This window comes from Aquimarina spongiae (assembly GCF_900141785.1).
In the GTDB taxonomy this organism is placed as follows: domain Bacteria; phylum Bacteroidota; class Bacteroidia; order Flavobacteriales; family Flavobacteriaceae; genus Aquimarina; species Aquimarina spongiae.
In genome coordinates this window covers 194302-210631 of the sequence record NZ_FQYP01000001.1, presented here as the reverse complement: position 1 = coordinate 210631, position 16330 = coordinate 194302, and the positions used below count along the sequence as shown (strand labels likewise).

Genomic DNA, 16330 nt, shown 5'->3' with positions numbered 1-16330 from the left:
GTATTCTACACGATTAAATTTATACTATGGGAAGAGCTTTCGAATTTAGAAAAGCACGTAAAATGAAGCGTTGGTCTGCCATGGCCAAAACGTTTACAAGATTAGGAAAAGATATAGTAATGGCTGTAAAAGAAGGCGGCCCTGATCCTGATTCGAATTCAAAGTTAAGAGCAGTAATCCAAAATGCGAAAGCTGCTAATATGCCCAAAGATAATATTGAAAGAGCCATAAAAAGAGCTTCAGATAAAAATCAAGGAGATTATAAAGAAGTGCTTTTTGAAGGATATGCTCCACATGGGATCGCCATTTTGGTAGAAACAGCAACTGACAACAACAACAGAACTGTAGCCAATATCAGATCCTATTTTAATAAATGTGATGGCAATTTGGGTACTTCAGGTTCTGTAGAATTTATGTTTGATCACACCTGCAATTTCAGAATTAATGGCGAAGGTATTGATCCAGAAGAATTAGAGCTAGAATTTATTGATTTTGGTGCCGAAGAGGTTTTTCAGGACGACGACGGAATCTTAATTTATGCTCCTTTTGGAAGTTTTGGAACGATACAGAAGGAACTAGAAGGCAGAAACATAGAAATCCTTTCTTCTGGCTTTGAACGCATCCCACAAGTGACCAAACAATTGACTCCAGAGCAGGTAGCGGATGTTGAAAAACTACTAGAAAAAATCGAAGAAGATGATGACGTGCAGAATGTCTATCACACTATGCAGGAGACTTCTGGAGAATAAAACAGATTTATAGTTATTATTTCATACAAAAAGGAGCTGTTCTCAAAAACAGCTCCTTTTCTGGTTATCACAAAAATTAACCACTACTCATGAAAAATTACTATTGAAAATCTATTTTTTGTGAGCCTTTATTTTAGTTACAATTTCGTCGGTATCATATACGTGACTCGCAATCATTTTAAAGTTGACTACTGAAGCTTCATATGCATTTAACCCAGGTAAAATAGCTCCTGCCGTTGCATCTTTAACCACAGCTACTCTAAATCCAGATTCTACCAAGTCTCTCATATGAGATTCTGTACAAAGGTTGGATGACATCCCTGCCAGAATTACATTATCAAAACCGTGCTTGCGCAACTGTAGTGCCAAATCGTTAGATTCTGGGCCATATACTTTATGCGGGTTGGTAACCACTACATTATCTTCGTCAATATATTTTTTGTATCGGTCTAACCAATCGGCTCCAGAACCTTCAAACCCATCGGTTTTGAGAGTATGACTTCTATCAAACATGTTAATTTTGTGCATTAAAGCCTCCAGCGCTCCTTCTATTTTCCAATTATGATCATGTTTGTAATAGTAATGAGGAGAAACAAAAACCATCATCCCTTTTTCTTTGGCTACCTTGAATAGCTTTTCCAAATTCTCTACAGTATTATTGGCAGTAACGCTCTCTCCTACTACTCCCCATGTTACACCATCTGGGCTCAAAAAATCATTTTGTGGATCTGTAATCACGATTGCCGTTCTGGCATCTACTTCAAAACCAGGATCTGGTAATTGTGCATAACCTGCAAATGTACTTATTACCATAATAGTCATCATCAATATTTTTTTCATAGTTCTATATTTTTAAATGTTTTTGATAATCATCTATTGATTACCCTACAAAGATCTGAAGTAAAGCAGCGCAAGAGGTAGACAACTATTCCCTAGGAGTTAACAATTTTTCTCAGCGCTTGTGAGAATGGACAAAACCAATAGCTCACTATGCTACTGATGACATTTTGAGGTCTTTTTTGTATTCTGTAGGAGAGGAACCTTGATGTTTTTTAAAAAATCTACTAAAGGTTTGCAGATCTTCGTACCCCAGTTCGAAAGCTATTTCTTTTACTGATTTGTTAGAATGTAGCAATTGGCGGCGCGCTTCTAACAAAATTCGTTCTTGTATATAGAATAGAGGAGATTTAAAGCCCGACCTTGAAAAAATGTTGGATAAGGTCTTTGGAGATTTATGTAATAAACTGGCATACTCTTTTACAGTATGTTTACTTTTGAAATATTGTTCGATCAAAAAGTTATACTCACGTATAAGGTTGATTTCTTTTTTTTCATTAGGATACTGTTTTTCCTGAGTATACAATCGAACACACAAGATCAAAAAGCGTTTTAGCATTACCTGAAGAGACTCTTGTTGCAGTTTGTCTCGAGAATTAATTTCTAAAACAAACATTTCCCATACGGTGTTAAACTTGTATAATTCTTCTGAAGAAATCGAAACAACAGGTAATTGCGCCGCGCCAAAAAACAACACTCCTTTACAGCCTACATCACTATCATGATCCAGTACACAATAAAAAGAACGATTAAATCGAAGCACCCTAATCGTAACGATCTTGACAGGCTCTAGATGATGAAACTCTGTTAAAAAAACAATTTGATCCTTTTGAAAGGCCACTTCTTCTCCATCGATCCTCAAAATGTTTTCATCAGATTTGAACCAAAGTACAGTGAGCGAACTTTTGACTTTTTGTTTCAACACTTCGCACGAGGTATGATCTATAGTATCTAGATAAATAAACTCTTCTGTACTACCAGTGAACTTCATATCATCTGATTTTCTTTGTTTTTGTTGGTTTTAATGTATTTACCAATACATCCTAAACAGATTTTGTTTTTCTGTAATTCATAAAAAAATTAATCCAAATATTTCGTGACAGTCGTATTATGATCGGTAATGAGATCACCATCACCGCTACAATAATGATATAGGTAGGGATAAGATCTAAACCAAAAACCAAATAGGAAAGCACAAAGGCTGTAGCGGCAAAAATAATCCCCACAGGATAGCTTACATACATGGCACCGTAGAAAAACGAAGGCTCGATCTTGTATTTTGTGCCGCAGGATTGGCAACGTTCGTTCATTTCAAACAGCTTAGAAACCACATATGGATTGGGTTCCTTATACATACTTTCATTTTGACAAACAGGACAACTCCCTCCCAAAATACTATGCAGTTTTGTTCCTTTCAAGAAATTCATCATCTTTATTTTTATTAGCATTCCAGATAGTGATCATATACACTTACCGGATATATCGTTTTGTATTTGAGCCTATAAAATTAACATATGAAGCTTTCTTAAAATAACAGTATTATCCCAGTAATTTGTACTTTTAGGACATTATGGAAATAAACAAGACCGTCCCCATTCTAAAAATCGAGCAGTTTGATCACAAGGTCTCTAGCCATGATTTTTACAGCAATACTTTTGAAAATCATTTAAAAAGAAATGAAAGCATAATTAGTAAACCTCATAGCCATAACTTCTTCCTTTGTGTATTTTTTACTGAAGGTACCGGTATTCATGAAATAGACTTTAACACTTACAACATTCAACCGGGTAGTGTATTCTTTTTAAAGCCGGGTCAAACCCATTTTTGGGATTTTAACTCTTCACCAAAAGGATACATATTTTTCCACACCCAAGGATTTTATGAGTTTAATTTTGTCAATGCAAGTTTGTCTCAGTTTCCTTTTTATTTCTCGATTGAAAATCCCTCGATACTGAACCTGAGTGATTCCATGATTGCTCATTTCAAATATTTATTCCACCAAATTAACGAAGAACATCAGGGAGACGAAGTTTATAAATATCAGAAATTAACCAGTCTGATTGATCAACTATATATTGATTTAACTCGATATTACACCTCCTCCATCCCTGTTATTAGAAAAACTTCAAAAACGTACTTAAAAGCACTGGAAAACTTCCACGCTGCGGTAGAAAAACACTTCCGAGCGGAGAAATCGGTTCAATTTTATGCAGATCAACTAAATATTACGCCAAAGCATTTGAACAGAATTACAAAAGCTACCATTAATAAAACCAGCTCTGATGTCATAAAAGAAAGAGTATTACTCGAAGCCAAAAGAATGTTAGTACACAGTACACATTCTTTAAGCTCTATTTCCGAACTTTTGGGATTTGAAGAGTATTCCTATTTCTCTAAGACTTTTAAAGCCAACACCGGTAGTACTCCTTTTGATTTTAGAAAGAAATACTAAAACTCATCCGTTTCTATTTTTTCATTTTAGCAAACAGTACCTTATCTTTAGTATTCAAAATTTTAGCAGCTAGGATAAGATAGCTTACACATCATGTAATATGATGTAAAGATTAAAATAGAAATACAATAAAGATGGAAATTGAAATAAGAGAACGAGAAAATAAAGGTTTTGCTATTGCACGAGAAAATGAAAAAAAGGCAGGATTGATGACCTACTCCATCCCGGATAGTGATTTTATTATCATAGATCACACCGAGGTAGATGACGCTTTTAAGGGACAAGGTGTAGGTAAAAAGTTACTCTATAAGATTGTTGATATGGCACGTGAAAAAGAATTGAAAATTTTACCCTTATGTCCTTTTGCAAGTGCAATATTCAAAAAACTAGATGATATCCAGGATGTATTAAAATCGTAGAAAAACATCCCCATTAAATGCTCTATGAATTATTCAAATAAACAATGCAAAAAGCCTATAATGATTACCCTCTTTTTTTTGTTAAGTTTATAAGACTAAAACGACTATTCTTAAAACGTACATCATGAAAAAGCTGTTTCTTACTCTATTATTCTTTACTGGAACTTTGTATTCCTTCTCTCAAAATATGGATAACAGCTTACTAGGAGAAATTCTAGAAAAAAATGCAGATACTCTGGGTGGTGCAACAGGAAACTGGAAACTTCTATACAAAGAAACTCCTATGCTTTGCGTAACGGATCAAACCAACAACAGAATGCGCATCATTTCTCCTATAACAGAATCTTCTAATTTGGATAAAGATTTACTTTTGGATTCGATGACCGCCAATTTTCACTCTGCCTTGGATGTAAAGTATGCCATCTCTAATGGAATCCTATGGTCGGTATATATCCACCCCTTAAAAGAACTTACTCCTGAACAGATTGAAAGTGCTATTTCTCAGGTATATTATGCAGCTACTACATTTGGGACCACCTTTACCAGTACTGAATTGATCTTTGGAGGAGGTGCCGCTAAGGAAAAATCTGAACCCAAAATCATCGAAGAAAAAACACGTAAGTTTTAATCTACATTAAAACTGTATTTAGCTACTTTCCCTTTTACTCCTCTAAAAAACTGATACATAAATTGAATATCCTTTTCAGTATCATCTGTAGGATAAAAAGGTTCAGAAATCACGTTTTGTTTTTTTCCAAAGTCAAAAGTAACCATAAGGATAGGTACTTCTGCAGCTTTTGCAATATGATAAAACCCAGTTTTCCATTCAGTAACTCTTTTTCGAGTTCCTTCTGGAGCGATCGCTATTCGAAGTTCATCTCTTTTTTTAAAAAGCTCAGCTATCGCTTCTACTTTATTTTGACCTGGTGTTCGATCTAAAGGAATACCCCCAACTTTTTTCAAATACCATCCTTGTGGCCATTTAAAAAGTTCTTTTTTTCCTAAAAAACTGATTTTGAGATCTACTATTTGTCGTATTAGAAGACCAATATAAAAGTCATGCCAACTCGTATGAGGAACAACCACTACGATACACTTTTTGATCTTATCTCCTTTAAAATCCCCGATCATTTTCCAACCCAGGATTTTATGGTATATAAAGGACGAAAGCCGTTTCATCTAGAATCATTTAAAAAGACAAAACTACAAAGAACGGTATAGATCCTTCAATTTATCATCATTTATCTTTGATTTCCAATCTTTACCCAGTGCATTTTCCCAAAGAGGTTCCAGACTTAAAGCAACAGAAGTCATAGTATTTAATTGCTCTTCGGTTACATTAGCACAAACACCTTTTGGCAATTCTATATTGTGATAGGCCTTCATTTTCTTGAAAACCGCTACACCTTCTGGATAATACTCTTCTAATTTATCAAAAACAATACAATTACCTATCCCATGCTTTGTTCCCAAAACATAAGCCAATCCATAACTCATTGCGTGTGCTACTCCCACCTGAGAATATGCAATACTCATACCCCCATGCCAGGAAGCCATCATCAATTTGGCATCTGCTTCTGCTTTATCTAACGAATTTTCTAAAAATATCTCCTTACAAAGATCCAACGCTTTTTCACCATAACTTTGGCTGAACGCATTGAGATATGTTCCATCCAGAGATTCTATACAATGGATATAGCAATCCATACCGGTGTAGAACCATTGGTTTTTGGGTACGTCTTTAATTAATTCTGGGTCAAGAATTACCTGATCAAAAGGAGTAAAGTCTGAATTGATTCCTAATTTACGCTCTGGGCCTGTCAATACAGTAGTTCTAGATACTTCGGCTCCGGTACCAGAAATTGTTGGTATTCCTACATGGAACACCGCTTTGTTTTTTACCAAATCCCATCCTTGATAATCGGCTGCGCTCCCAGGATTGGTCAACATTATTGCAACGGCTTTAGAAAGATCAAGAATAGATCCTCCCCCGATACCAATAATCCCACTAGGGATGAACTCATAATTATCTTTAATGGTAAATACTATTTGATCCACCTGAGAGGTTTTTGGTTCCTCTTTGGTGGACACATATATAATCTCATCCGTCGAAGATAATGGTATTCTATCTTCAATAAAAGAAGTATCGTTCTGAAATACATCATCAATCAAGTAGATAAACGGTGCAATACCTTTTCTTTCGGTAGAAATAATATCCTCTATCTGATTGAATGCCCCTTTTCCGAAAACCACTTTTGGAACCATCGGAAAGTTTTTATGAACCGCATGTTCTTTAGAAGTTGTGACAGTTTTTGTATTCAATGGATTCTGTTTGTTAATTAATTTCTTTGCTCTTTCTAAATCTTCTGGGGTATCAATTTCAACACCTTCGTGTTGTGTTTCGACCATTTTAATGTTTTTACCATATTCCAGGTATCGGATGCATTCAATTTTCTCTGATGCTTCCAATGCCCTCATCGGTAAATGATAAAAATCTAAAATTGCCTGCTTTCTAAATGCATAAACGCCTTTATGCTTATGATAAGTGTAGTTTATTTCTTTATCTCTTGGGTAAGGAATAGGTGCTCTGGAAAAATATAGGGCATAATTATTTTCATCAACAATTACCTTTACGCTATTAGGATTCATAATATCATCCCAATCATCGATAGGAGTCATCAAACTGGCTAGGTCTATTCGATCTGAATCTTCTCCATAGAACACAGAAAGTACTTTTTCCAAACTTTCTCTTTCTGTAAAAGGTTCATCTCCTTGCACATTCACCACTATATCAACATCCATTTCCTCTACTGCTTCGGCGATTCGATCACTCCCACAACTGTGCTCCTTCTTACTCATAATAGCTTTCCCACCATGAGTAGTAATTTCTTGAAAAATAATATCGCTATCTGTTACTACATAAACATCATCAAAAAGACCTGTTTCTATAGTAGCTTCGTAGGTTCGTCTAATCACTGTCTTACCACCAAGATCCTGCATTAGCTTTCCAGGAAAACGCGTAGCAGCGTATCTCGCAGGAATCATTGCGATGGTTTTTAGAGTATTTTTGTTCAAAGTTTTGTTGCTTTTTTGAAATTACAAAAGTAAGTTTTTTTATTAGTATATCTAAAAGTAACGATTTATATTTTTGGTATTAATGTATTACTAATAGGTTTTGTTACCTCTTTGCAAACAACTTTTTATAAATTTTTCGGAATCCTAAGATTAAAAGGAGCAACATAATAATAGCCAAAGGAGCAACAAATATAGATGCTGTAGACATTACCGCTGCTGTGCCAGTTTCTACTGCTGCCACAGCTGGATTTGCTACACCTCCTGTTGTTGCGGTAGAGGTTAATCGAGTAGCTCCCATAGTACTTTTAACAGTAGCTGCGGTACCACCGCCTGCTATAATTGCAAGCGCCCAGGTGATCACAGGATTTAAATCCGCAACGGTAGATACCATAACCGCTGTACCTGCTACTGCTGCCAGAGGAATAGCCAAAGTATCTAAAATATTATCAAACCAGGGAATGAAATACCCAAAAATCTCAACCAAAGTTGCTATTACCAACACCCAGATCGAAAGTGTACTCCCTACCCACTCCCAACTTTGGTTTAGAGGAATAATATTGTAGTGGCCTGCCAAGCTTAGTACTAACAATGGCAGAAAAACCCGAAAACCAACAGCCGCTGCTAATCCCACTCCTAAACAAATGCTCAGTATAATTTCTTGCATATCTTTTTATCTATTACATTTTTTAATCGTACTCAAAAGATACTAGTTTTCAATAAAAAAATCATCTTTAAACCCAATCAGATATATTTTTCTCTTCGCTCTGGTGATTGCAGTATATAACCATCGTAAATAATCTTTAGATATTCCGTCAGGCAAATAAGGCTGTTCTACAAAAACAATATCCCATTGTCCCCCTTGAGATTTATGACATGTAATAGCATAAGAGAATTTTACCTGAAGGCTGTTAAAAAACTTGTTGTTTTTTACGCCCAAGAACTTCTTATACTTAGATCGCTCTCCCTCAAAATCCTTTAACACCTCCTGATATAATTTATTTGATTCTTCATAGGATAAAGAAGGAGTCTCAGAAGTTAAAGTATCTAACAACAAGACAGTTTCAAAAGGTTTTTGATTAGGATAATCAATCATACTAATTTTAACTTCAGCAAATCGAAAACCATATAATTCTTTTATAGCATATATTTCTAGCACTTTAATAATATCCCCATTTGCTATGAATCCAGCTTCTGCTTTATTATCCAACCAGAAATAATTGTTTTTTACAACCATCAGATGGTCTCCAGCTGCCAACTCCTCTTCCTGAAATAAAATTCTGGATCGAATTTGCTGGTTGTACAAATTAGCTCTCTTATTTGATCTCAAAATGATAACAGACTCTTCATGTCCTACATTTGTGTACGCCTCTTGTAGCGCATCCATAATCTCATGTCCATCTTGACATCTTATAATATCAGGATATCCAGAGACATCAAATTGAAAGGAATCATAAAACTCTTCGCGAAGTGTTTCACGCAAAGCAGTAGCATTCATCAAAATACCACTATCTTCTGCTTGTCGCACTACTTCGTCTAATTCAATTTGTACTACTTCTTTATTAAAACCAATTTCCAAAGTATTATAATCCAACGCCGGGCTTACTTCTAATTTTACCGGAGGCAACTGCGCGGTATCACCAATTAAAAGAATTTTACAATTATGTCCAGAGTACACATACATCATCAGATCGTCCAACAGCGATCCATTCTCGAATAATTTACTATCACTTGGGGTATCGGGTATCATAGAAGCTTCATCAACGATAAAAATGGTATCCCGAAGTTTATTCTGTTTTAACTGAAAAGCAACTCCTCCAGCTTTGTCTTTTTTAGGATAATAAATATTCTTATGGATAGTGTGCGCTTGTCTTCCAGAATAATTACTAATTACCTTTGCTGCTCTACCAGTTGGTGCCAGTAGCACAGATTTCAGCTTTGCTTTCCATAAATTTTTTACCAGACTCCCAATCAATGTCGTCTTACCTGTACCTGCATATCCTTTTAAAAGAAATAAAGCGTCTTTATTACTTTCCAGAACAAAAAAAGCCAATTTTTGAAGTACAACATCTTGTTTTAAAGTAGGTTCGAAGGGGAAATCCTTCCGTAACAACTCATAAAACTCTTTTTCCCTCATGCGGTAAATTCTCTGTTTTTCCTTATTTTGTTAAGAATCCAAAGATAGGGATGATTTTTTCGCAATAAACTTTTACGATTAAAAAAAAATTGTAGATTTGCGTATACACTAATGTTTAAAGCTAAAATCATAAAATGAAAATTGTCATTCAATTAGTACTGTGGGTAGTTATAGGAGTTTTGGGATACATGGTATTCAACTCTATTAACGGTCCTGTGAAATTCAATAAGGTTAAACAAGCAAGATATGCTAAGGCAGTTGAAAATCTAAGGGATATACGTACAGCACAGTTAGCACATAGAACCATCACTGGAAGATTCGAAAAAAATCCTGAAAAACTAATCGCTTTTATTGATACTGCGAAATTTACGCTTACGCAAAGAAGAGATTCTAGTTTTATTCGTTTCAACAAAGTGCTTAAAATCGATGAGCCTAGAGACACTGTTGTGATCGATACACTTGGATATGCTTCTGTAAAGGATTCTTTATTTAAGACAGGAAGTCACAAAAACATGATGAAAGTACCTATTCAAGGAGTAGATTCTAAATTTGAATTGGATGCTGGATATATCAACAAAAACGATCTTAGAATCCCTGTATTTGAAGCTAAGGTTTCTAAAGAAGTGTTGTTACACGATCAAGATAAAGATCTTTTAGCTCAGGAAAAAGAAGTGGTTTCTGTGGATGGAGTTGATGGTCCATATTTATTAGTAGGATCAATGACAGATGTGAAAACTTCTGGTAACTGGCCTAGAACTTATGGTGCAAACGACCAATAACATAGAAGACAATACATTACATACATTGTCCATTCAAGTAAGCTTGAATGGACTTTCTTTTTGTACACGGGATCAAGAAGATCATATCACTGCATTAGCTTGTGACCACTTTGGTATTCAATTAACTCCAGAACAGGTATTAGACAAGATCAAATATACATTTGATCATCACCAAGCGTTAAAAAAGAATTTTCACAACATCGAAGTCATTTACCAAAATGACTTATACTCCACCGTTCCAAAAGCATTATTTAAAGAAGACGCTTTAAAAGACTATCTAAAATACAATATAAAGGTATTAGACAATGATTTTATCGCTTATGACGAATTAGAACAGCATGACATGGTTGTGGTCTATATCCCTTATGCAAATATCAATAACTTCTTTTTTGAAACGTTTGGATCCTTCACCTATAAACACGCTAGTACGATCTTAATTTCTTCATTATTAGTTCAAGAAAAGAATAATGAGGATTTGAGGGTATATGCAAATATGCAAGACAAATTTTTTGATCTCGTGGTTATCCACAAAGGGAGATTACTACTTGCTAACACCTATATTCATACTTCAAAAGAAGATTTCTTGTATTACTTATTATTTGTAGCAGAGCAACTAAAGCTTAATCCAGAAGAATTCAAGCTTATTTTCCTGGGAAAGATAGAAGAAAACAGTCCATATTTTGATATAGCACATAATTACGTTCGGAATATTTCCTTCGGAAAACATCAAAGAGCACCGAAGCTATCCAGTGAAATCAACCCCATCCCTGCCCATCAGCATTTCGTTTTATTAAGCCATTTCTAAATGAGAATTATTTCAGGAAAATATAAAGGAAAAAGACTGGTAGCTCCCAAAAAGTTACCTGTAAGACCAACTACCGATATGGCCAAAGAGGGCTTATTTAATATATTAAATAACATCTATCATTTTACAGACCTTTCGGTAATAGATCTTTTTGCTGGTACTGGGAACATTAGTTATGAGTTTGCATCGAGAGGAGCACAAGAGATTACAGCGGTTGATGCACATTATGCCTGTATGGGGTACATCAAAAGTATTGCCGAAGAACTGGACTTCCCCATAGAAACGATCAAAAGTGATGTATATACCTATCTAGAAAAGACCACTAGAAAAGCAGATATCATATTTGCAGACCCTCCCTATGATTTTAAACAAGAACAATTTTTAAAAATCGTTGAACTTGTATTTGAACGCCAACTCCTTGAAGAAGATGGTGTTTTGATTATCGAACATTCAAAGCACACCTCATTAGAGAGTTCATCTTTTTTTGATAACTCTAGAAGGTACGGAGGTTCGGTTTTTAGCTTTTTTAAAAGCCACTAACCCATTAACTCCTCATTACAGAAGAACGTATCGAAAACTCATCTATACTGGTAAGATTACTCAAGGAATCGATTTGATCCGAAGCATCACTTATAATATCTTCATAAAAAGCCAATACTTTGCTATCAAAGCCAGGGGTATCCTCTGCAGTGATCTTAAAAAGATCCATTTGATAAATAAAGTTATTGAGAATATGATGACTAGAAGAAAGCATTGCTTTATAAATGTTTTGCTTTGCATTCTCCATTTTTACCTTTTTAATACGTTGCCTGATATCATAAATAACAAAAACAGAGAAGATAATAAAAGGAATCACAATTCCTTCCAGTTTAAGCTCTTGTATGCTATTTAAAAGAGATACGAATTGTTGAAAAAGGTTGAGTTCTAAAAATGTGGAGGTGAAATAAATAAAAATAGACAATACCAATCCGATTAGTGTTAATCTATACTTGTTCATTAGTGTTAGGGTTAAAGTTAGGGGGAATGACTTGTGTGGATCTAAGCTTTTTTACGGTTCGACAATGATTATTATTGTGTATTCGTTAAGAGTCTGACAGTTTAAATATAAGTAAAAAACCAATGAACACTACAATTTACAAGTATTTTAACATTAACAAAATCCAGAAAACCCATACTGAAACGAGGTTATTCACTCTTAATCAGGCAACTTCCTCTCCGTTAGAAGCTTCCCAAATCATAAACCATTCTTCATCCGTAATTTCTATTTGAAGTGCTTTTACCGCAGATGCAATCCTGTTTATTTTGGTGGACCCGATAATAGGTAATATACCCGAAGGATGTTTAAGTATCCAGGCCGTTAGGATTTGATCCAGGGTAGCTCCATATTTTGCAGCCAACTGCTCCGCAACTTTGTTAATTCGAACTACCTGTTCCATTGCATTCTTAGCAAAAAAACTACCTCCGGCTAAAGTGGAATACCCCATTGGCTTTATTTGGTGCAATAAACACTGATCCAAAGTCCCATCTACAAATGGTTCGAGATGTAATGGCGAAATTTCAATTTGATTGGTAACCAGAGGAAAAAAAGTATTCAGCATCTCAAATTGAGTATTGGTAAAATTAGAAACTCCAAAATGTTGCACTTTACCTTCTTCTCTTAATTCTGTAAAAACCTTTGCTATTTCTTCTGGATGCATCAAAGGGCTTGGTCGATGAATTAATAATAAATCTATATAATCTGTAGACAAATTAACCAGTGAGTTTTCTACAGATTGTTTGATATAATCAGCTGTGGTATTATAGGACTTGATTCGATAATCTGGTCTATTTGGTGTTACCAGTTTGATTCCGCATTTTGTAATCAATTGTACCTTATCCCGTAAGGAAGGGTTATTCTTGATTGCACTCCCAAACAAAGCTTCTGTTGTATAATGGCCATAAATATCGGCATGATCAAAAGTAGTTACGCCAATTTCTAAACAATCTTCAATCAATTGTTGTGCCTCGGCAACAGATAGTTTTGCTCCCCATTCTCCCCAGTTCATACATCCTGCTACAATTCTTGAAAAAGAAAGCTCATTTTCAAGCAAATCAATTCTAGTATTCATAGTTGCAATTCTTAAAACGAAATAAATATTTGACGGTACGGCTAATAATCTATAGCCTCATAAATAAGTCTCTGTATCTCTGATCGGATATCGTTTGAAATCAATTTTCTATTGGCCGAATCCGGATAGGTCCTATTACTCAAAAAGACATAGACAATTTCTTCTTCGGGGTCTGCCCAGGTAAACGTACCCGTAAACCCACTATGTCCAAAACTAGTTTTTGATATGCAACCACAGGTAGGTCCCACTTCTCCCAATTGAGGCTTATCAAACCCTACTCCCCTGCGCACATCTCTAGCGCAATAGTAACAAGTATTGAATTCTTCGAAGGTTTGTTGTTTAAAATACTGTTTACCTCCATAATACCCACCGTTGAGATACATCTGCATAATCTTGGCTACATCGTTGGCATTCGCAAATAAACCTGCATGGCCACCTATACCACCAAACATTGCGGCACCTTGATCATGAACGTAACCATGAACAACTTCCTTTCGAAAAGCCTGATCATTTTCGGTAGGAACAATTCGCTTTTTCTTGAATCTTGACAAAGGTAAATACGAGGTATTATTAGCACCCAAAGGTTTATAAAAATGCTGTTGCGTAAGAGCATTCAAAGAATTACCATAATGCTTCTCAATATAGGATTTAAGTAAGTAATAAGGAAGATCACTATACTTATAACTTAATCTTGTTCGTAACTCACTATCCTTTATGCGTAACATGAGCGAATCTTTCATATCACTTCTTAGATAAAGGTTATTCGTCACTTTAATTTTAAATTCATCTGAGGACGTAGTTCTGTAGTACTTTTTATCCGGACGGCCAGTCACACTATCCATAGTCTTCAAGTAGAAAGGAATCCAAGCCTTCAATTTTGCATAATGTGAAAGCATCGATCGCACAGTGATGTCTTTTTTGTTTGACTCCTTAAACGATGGCAGCAAATCTCCTACTTTAGAATCCAGCGAAATAATCCCTTTATCTTTTAACTCAATCATTAATGGAAGGGTTGCCAATATTTTGGTTAGCGACGCTAAATCGTAAATATCTGAACCCTTTACTTTTCTGGTTTTACTATAGGTATGATACCCATAATTTTTATCAAAAATCACCTTTCCTTTTCTGGCTACTATTAATTGTAATCCAGGAGCCATATTTTCATTCAGTGCGATGTTTACAATAGAATCTATTCGGTTGAGACGATACGAATTCATCCCTACACTTTCTGGTAGGCCGTATTGTAATCTTTTGAGGGAACGTGTTTCCAGACCTGTTCCTTCCGGATACTCTTCTCCCAGGCTTACCGGAAGTTTCCCATTGGCTTCAAAAGCACCAAAAAGGAGTTGCGCAGCTTTTTGCTGAGCCACAGTACTATTCTGATATGCCATCAATATACCTTCCAAGTTGGTAGTAGTCATCATATCCAACATAGCATATGGTCTGGCAAAAACGGAAAGAATAGTGGTATTTAATCTAGCGATTTCATACAACCAGACCAATTCTTTATCCTTAAACTTATATCCTTTCCAGGGATTATCATTAGATTTATGAAAGCCTACAATGACATAGTTATACTTTTTAAGCTTCTCGATCATTTCACCCAATTGCGCAGCTTTTACCCAATCTACCTGGGTGTATTTATTTAGTTGCTCATAAAAGGCATCACCAGAATCATCTCCTAGAGATACGTAGGCTATTTTCTTTAGGTCCAGGTTTTTTACAGGTAGCGTTGCCCTTTTATTCTTGATGAGAGTCAAAGAATTTTCTACCAGTTTATGATGCAGAACCTCATTACTCACACTGTTCAACTCTTCATTCAAAAACAAAAAGTCTACAGGCTTGTATTTATGAAGGCCAACTTTATATTTGGCCATGAGTATTTTTCGTACTGAATGCGCCAGGCGTTCTTCGGTAATCAACCCTGAATAATAGGCCGAAACAATCTTTTGGGTAGCTAAGGGAACATCTTCTGAAATCAACAAAACATCATTCCCTGCCAATAAAGCCGCAAGATCAATCTCTCCAGGGCTTTTAAAATCTGAAGCTCCCTTCATATTCAAAGCATCTGTAAAAATCAGTCCGTTGAATCCTAGTTTTTCTTTAAGTAAACCAGTTACTACATTTTTTGAAATCGAAGAAGGATAATTTGATCTAGACTCTAAGCTAGGGATATTAAGATGTGCTACCATTACACTAGAGAGTCCATCATTAATCAACTTACGATAGGGGTATAATTCTATACTATCGATACGTTCTGCTTCAAAATTAATGGTAGGCAGGGTTTTATGCGAGTCGCTATCCGTATCGCCATGTCCTGGAAAATGCTTTGCACTGGCTAGTATGCCTTCTTTTTGCATCCCTTTCATGAAAGCCAATGCTTTTTGGGTAACATCATCTCTATTTTCTCCAAAAGAACGATTCCCAATAATTGGATTTTTGGGATTGGTATTGATATCTACCACAGGTGCAAAATTGATATGTACTCCCAATCGCTTACAATGCCTTGCTATTTGTCTTCCTGTTTCTTCAATGAGTTGATTATCCTTTATGGCTCCCAGCGTCATATTCCAGGGAAAAGCTTTGGTAGAATCCAAACGCATGGCTAGCCCCCACTCTGCATCCATCCCAATCATTAATGGGATTTTGGAAAGCTCCTGGAATTCATTGTTTATTTTGGCTTGTCTGTTGGGACCTCCTTTAGAAAAAATGATACCGCCAATATGATATTCTTTGATAAGTTCTTTTACCCGATCTATATCTTTTGGGGGGTGAGAGGAAAAAACATCCACCATAAATAGCTGCCCGATTTTTTCCTTCAGGGTCATTGTATTGTACACGCTATCGACCCATCGTTGCTGGGCTTCAATATCCTCAACAATCAAGGGGTTATACGGTTCTGCCACTTGCGCCGCACTAGAATCATTTTGCGTTTCATTTTCAACAATCTCAGATTCTAATTCTTGCGCACC

Annotated in this window: 17 protein-coding genes; 7 read left to right on the top strand and 10 right to left on the bottom strand. The window is 35.6% G+C overall.

What is annotated here, in order from left to right; translation table 11 throughout:
- Window positions 1–26: 26 nt before the first annotated feature.
- Window positions 27–749, top strand: a complete 723-nt coding sequence (locus tag BUE24_RS00875) for a YebC/PmpR family DNA-binding transcriptional regulator (RefSeq protein ID WP_073312646.1) — start codon at window positions 27–29, stop codon at window positions 747–749.
- A 111-nt stretch (window positions 750–860) separates the two neighbouring features.
- Here BUE24_RS00875 and BUE24_RS00870 read toward each other — a convergent pair whose 3' ends face one another.
- The 3 genes from BUE24_RS00870 to BUE24_RS00860 all read right to left on the bottom strand — a co-directional run bounded on the left by BUE24_RS00870 (window position 861) and on the right by BUE24_RS00860 (window position 3013).
- Window positions 861–1589: a cysteine hydrolase family protein gene (locus BUE24_RS00870; RefSeq protein ID WP_073312644.1), complete on the bottom strand. Its 729-nt coding sequence runs from the start codon at window positions 1587–1589 to the stop codon at window positions 861–863.
- A gap of 148 nt (window positions 1590–1737) precedes the next feature.
- Complete coding sequence (locus tag BUE24_RS00865; protein WP_073312630.1) at window positions 1738–2577, bottom strand: helix-turn-helix domain-containing protein; 840 nt, start codon at window positions 2575–2577, stop codon at window positions 1738–1740.
- A 52-nt stretch (window positions 2578–2629) separates the two neighbouring features.
- Window positions 2630–3013 (bottom strand): DUF983 domain-containing protein, encoded by a 384-nt coding sequence (locus tag BUE24_RS00860; protein WP_073312628.1) that lies wholly within the window; start codon window positions 3011–3013, stop codon window positions 2630–2632.
- 143 nt (window positions 3014–3156) lie between these two features.
- Here BUE24_RS00860 and BUE24_RS00855 point away from each other — a divergent pair, with 143 nt between their 5' ends.
- From BUE24_RS00855 to BUE24_RS00845, 3 genes are all read left to right on the top strand, one after another.
- Window positions 3157–4038 carry a helix-turn-helix domain-containing protein gene (locus BUE24_RS00855; RefSeq protein WP_073312626.1) on the top strand — a complete coding sequence of 294 codons (882 nt, stop codon included), beginning with the start codon at window positions 3157–3159 and terminating at the stop codon, window positions 4036–4038.
- A 134-nt stretch (window positions 4039–4172) separates the two neighbouring features.
- The gene (locus BUE24_RS00850) at window positions 4173–4457 is read left to right on the top strand and encodes a GNAT family N-acetyltransferase (protein ID WP_073312624.1); all 285 of its coding nucleotides are present in this window, start codon (window positions 4173–4175) and stop codon (window positions 4455–4457) included.
- A gap of 124 nt (window positions 4458–4581) precedes the next feature.
- Complete coding sequence (locus tag BUE24_RS00845; protein WP_244548099.1) at window positions 4582–5085, top strand: hypothetical protein; 504 nt, start codon at window positions 4582–4584, stop codon at window positions 5083–5085.
- On the opposite strand, the gene BUE24_RS00840 is transcribed toward BUE24_RS00845, so the two are convergent.
- The 4 genes from BUE24_RS00840 to BUE24_RS00825 form a co-directional block, all read right to left on the bottom strand.
- Window positions 5082–5636: a 1-acyl-sn-glycerol-3-phosphate acyltransferase gene (locus tag BUE24_RS00840; protein WP_073312622.1), complete on the bottom strand. Its 555-nt coding sequence runs from the start codon at window positions 5634–5636 to the stop codon at window positions 5082–5084. The two genes, BUE24_RS00845 and BUE24_RS00840, sit on opposite strands and share 4 nt — an antisense overlap.
- 24 nt (window positions 5637–5660) lie before the next feature.
- Window positions 5661–7502 (bottom strand): 3-deoxy-manno-octulosonate cytidylyltransferase, encoded by a 1842-nt coding sequence (kdsB, locus tag BUE24_RS24435; RefSeq protein ID WP_073314379.1) that lies wholly within the window; start codon window positions 7500–7502, stop codon window positions 5661–5663.
- A 133-nt stretch (window positions 7503–7635) separates the two neighbouring features.
- Window positions 7636–8196 (bottom strand): DUF4126 domain-containing protein, encoded by a 561-nt coding sequence (locus BUE24_RS00830; RefSeq protein WP_073312620.1) that lies wholly within the window; start codon window positions 8194–8196, stop codon window positions 7636–7638.
- A gap of 42 nt (window positions 8197–8238) precedes the next feature.
- Complete coding sequence (locus BUE24_RS00825) at window positions 8239–9666, bottom strand: ATP-dependent DNA helicase (protein WP_073312618.1); 1428 nt, start codon at window positions 9664–9666, stop codon at window positions 8239–8241.
- Window positions 9667–9800: 134 nt separating this feature from the next.
- On the opposite strand from BUE24_RS00825, the gene BUE24_RS00820 reads away from it, so the two are divergent.
- The 3 genes from BUE24_RS00820 to BUE24_RS00810 are packed head-to-tail and all read left to right on the top strand — an operon-like array spanning window position 9801 to window position 11790.
- Window positions 9801–10445, top strand: a complete 645-nt coding sequence (locus tag BUE24_RS00820) for a hypothetical protein (RefSeq protein ID WP_073312616.1) — start codon at window positions 9801–9803, stop codon at window positions 10443–10445.
- Window positions 10426–11250, top strand: a complete 825-nt coding sequence (locus BUE24_RS00815; RefSeq protein WP_073312614.1) for a DUF3822 family protein — start codon at window positions 10426–10428, stop codon at window positions 11248–11250. The genes BUE24_RS00820 and BUE24_RS00815 overlap by 20 nt, the downstream gene beginning before the upstream one ends.
- Window positions 11251–11790, top strand: coding sequence for an RsmD family RNA methyltransferase (locus tag BUE24_RS00810; protein ID WP_073312612.1), 540 nt, complete (start codon window positions 11251–11253; stop codon window positions 11788–11790).
- A gap of 4 nt (window positions 11791–11794) precedes the next feature.
- Here the strand turns inward: BUE24_RS00810 and BUE24_RS00805 are convergent, their stop codons facing one another.
- From BUE24_RS00805 to BUE24_RS00795, 3 genes are all read right to left on the bottom strand, one after another.
- Window positions 11795–12247, bottom strand: coding sequence for a hypothetical protein (locus tag BUE24_RS00805; RefSeq protein WP_073312610.1), 453 nt, complete (start codon window positions 12245–12247; stop codon window positions 11795–11797).
- Window positions 12248–12449: 202 nt separating this feature from the next.
- On the bottom strand, window positions 12450–13358 hold the full coding sequence (locus tag BUE24_RS00800) for an aldo/keto reductase (protein ID WP_073312608.1): 909 nt from the start codon (window positions 13356–13358) through the stop codon (window positions 12450–12452).
- Between the two features lie 41 nt (window positions 13359–13399).
- A complete protein-coding gene (locus BUE24_RS00795; protein WP_073314378.1) occupies window positions 13400–16306 on the bottom strand; it encodes a serine hydrolase domain-containing protein in 2907 nt (968 codons plus the stop codon).
- Between the last annotated feature and the right edge of the window lie 24 nt (window positions 16307–16330).

What these genes read in the sequence shown, in the direction of transcription:
- BUE24_RS00815 (WP_073312614.1), top strand. Translation starts at nt 10,426, where the DNA reads ATGGTGCAAACGACCAATAACATAGAAGACAATACATTACATACATTG.
- BUE24_RS00865 (WP_073312630.1), bottom strand. Translation starts at nt 2,577, where the DNA reads ATGAAGTTCACTGGTAGTACAGAAGAGTTTATTTATCTAGATACTATA.
- BUE24_RS00855 (WP_073312626.1), top strand. Translation starts at nt 3,157, where the DNA reads ATGGAAATAAACAAGACCGTCCCCATTCTAAAAATCGAGCAGTTTGAT.
- BUE24_RS00810 (WP_073312612.1), top strand. Translation starts at nt 11,251, where the DNA reads ATGAGAATTATTTCAGGAAAATATAAAGGAAAAAGACTGGTAGCTCCC.
- BUE24_RS00840 (WP_073312622.1), bottom strand. Translation starts at nt 5,636, where the DNA reads ATGAAACGGCTTTCGTCCTTTATATACCATAAAATCCTGGGTTGGAAA.
- BUE24_RS00805 (WP_073312610.1), bottom strand. Translation starts at nt 12,247, where the DNA reads ATGAACAAGTATAGATTAACACTAATCGGATTGGTATTGTCTATTTTT.
- BUE24_RS00875 (WP_073312646.1), top strand. Translation starts at nt 27, where the DNA reads ATGGGAAGAGCTTTCGAATTTAGAAAAGCACGTAAAATGAAGCGTTGG.
- BUE24_RS00820 (WP_073312616.1), top strand. Translation starts at nt 9,801, where the DNA reads ATGAAAATTGTCATTCAATTAGTACTGTGGGTAGTTATAGGAGTTTTG.
- BUE24_RS00845 (WP_244548099.1), top strand. Translation starts at nt 4,582, where the DNA reads ATGAAAAAGCTGTTTCTTACTCTATTATTCTTTACTGGAACTTTGTAT.
- BUE24_RS00860 (WP_073312628.1), bottom strand. Translation starts at nt 3,013, where the DNA reads ATGAATTTCTTGAAAGGAACAAAACTGCATAGTATTTTGGGAGGGAGT.
- BUE24_RS00825 (WP_073312618.1), bottom strand. Translation starts at nt 9,666, where the DNA reads ATGAGGGAAAAAGAGTTTTATGAGTTGTTACGGAAGGATTTCCCCTTC.
- kdsB (WP_073314379.1), bottom strand. Translation starts at nt 7,502, where the DNA reads ATGATTCCTGCGAGATACGCTGCTACGCGTTTTCCTGGAAAGCTAATG.
- BUE24_RS00830 (WP_073312620.1), bottom strand. Translation starts at nt 8,196, where the DNA reads ATGCAAGAAATTATACTGAGCATTTGTTTAGGAGTGGGATTAGCAGCG.
- BUE24_RS00800 (WP_073312608.1), bottom strand. Translation starts at nt 13,358, where the DNA reads ATGAATACTAGAATTGATTTGCTTGAAAATGAGCTTTCTTTTTCAAGA.
- BUE24_RS00870 (WP_073312644.1), bottom strand. Translation starts at nt 1,589, where the DNA reads ATGAAAAAAATATTGATGATGACTATTATGGTAATAAGTACATTTGCA.
- BUE24_RS00850 (WP_073312624.1), top strand. Translation starts at nt 4,173, where the DNA reads ATGGAAATTGAAATAAGAGAACGAGAAAATAAAGGTTTTGCTATTGCA.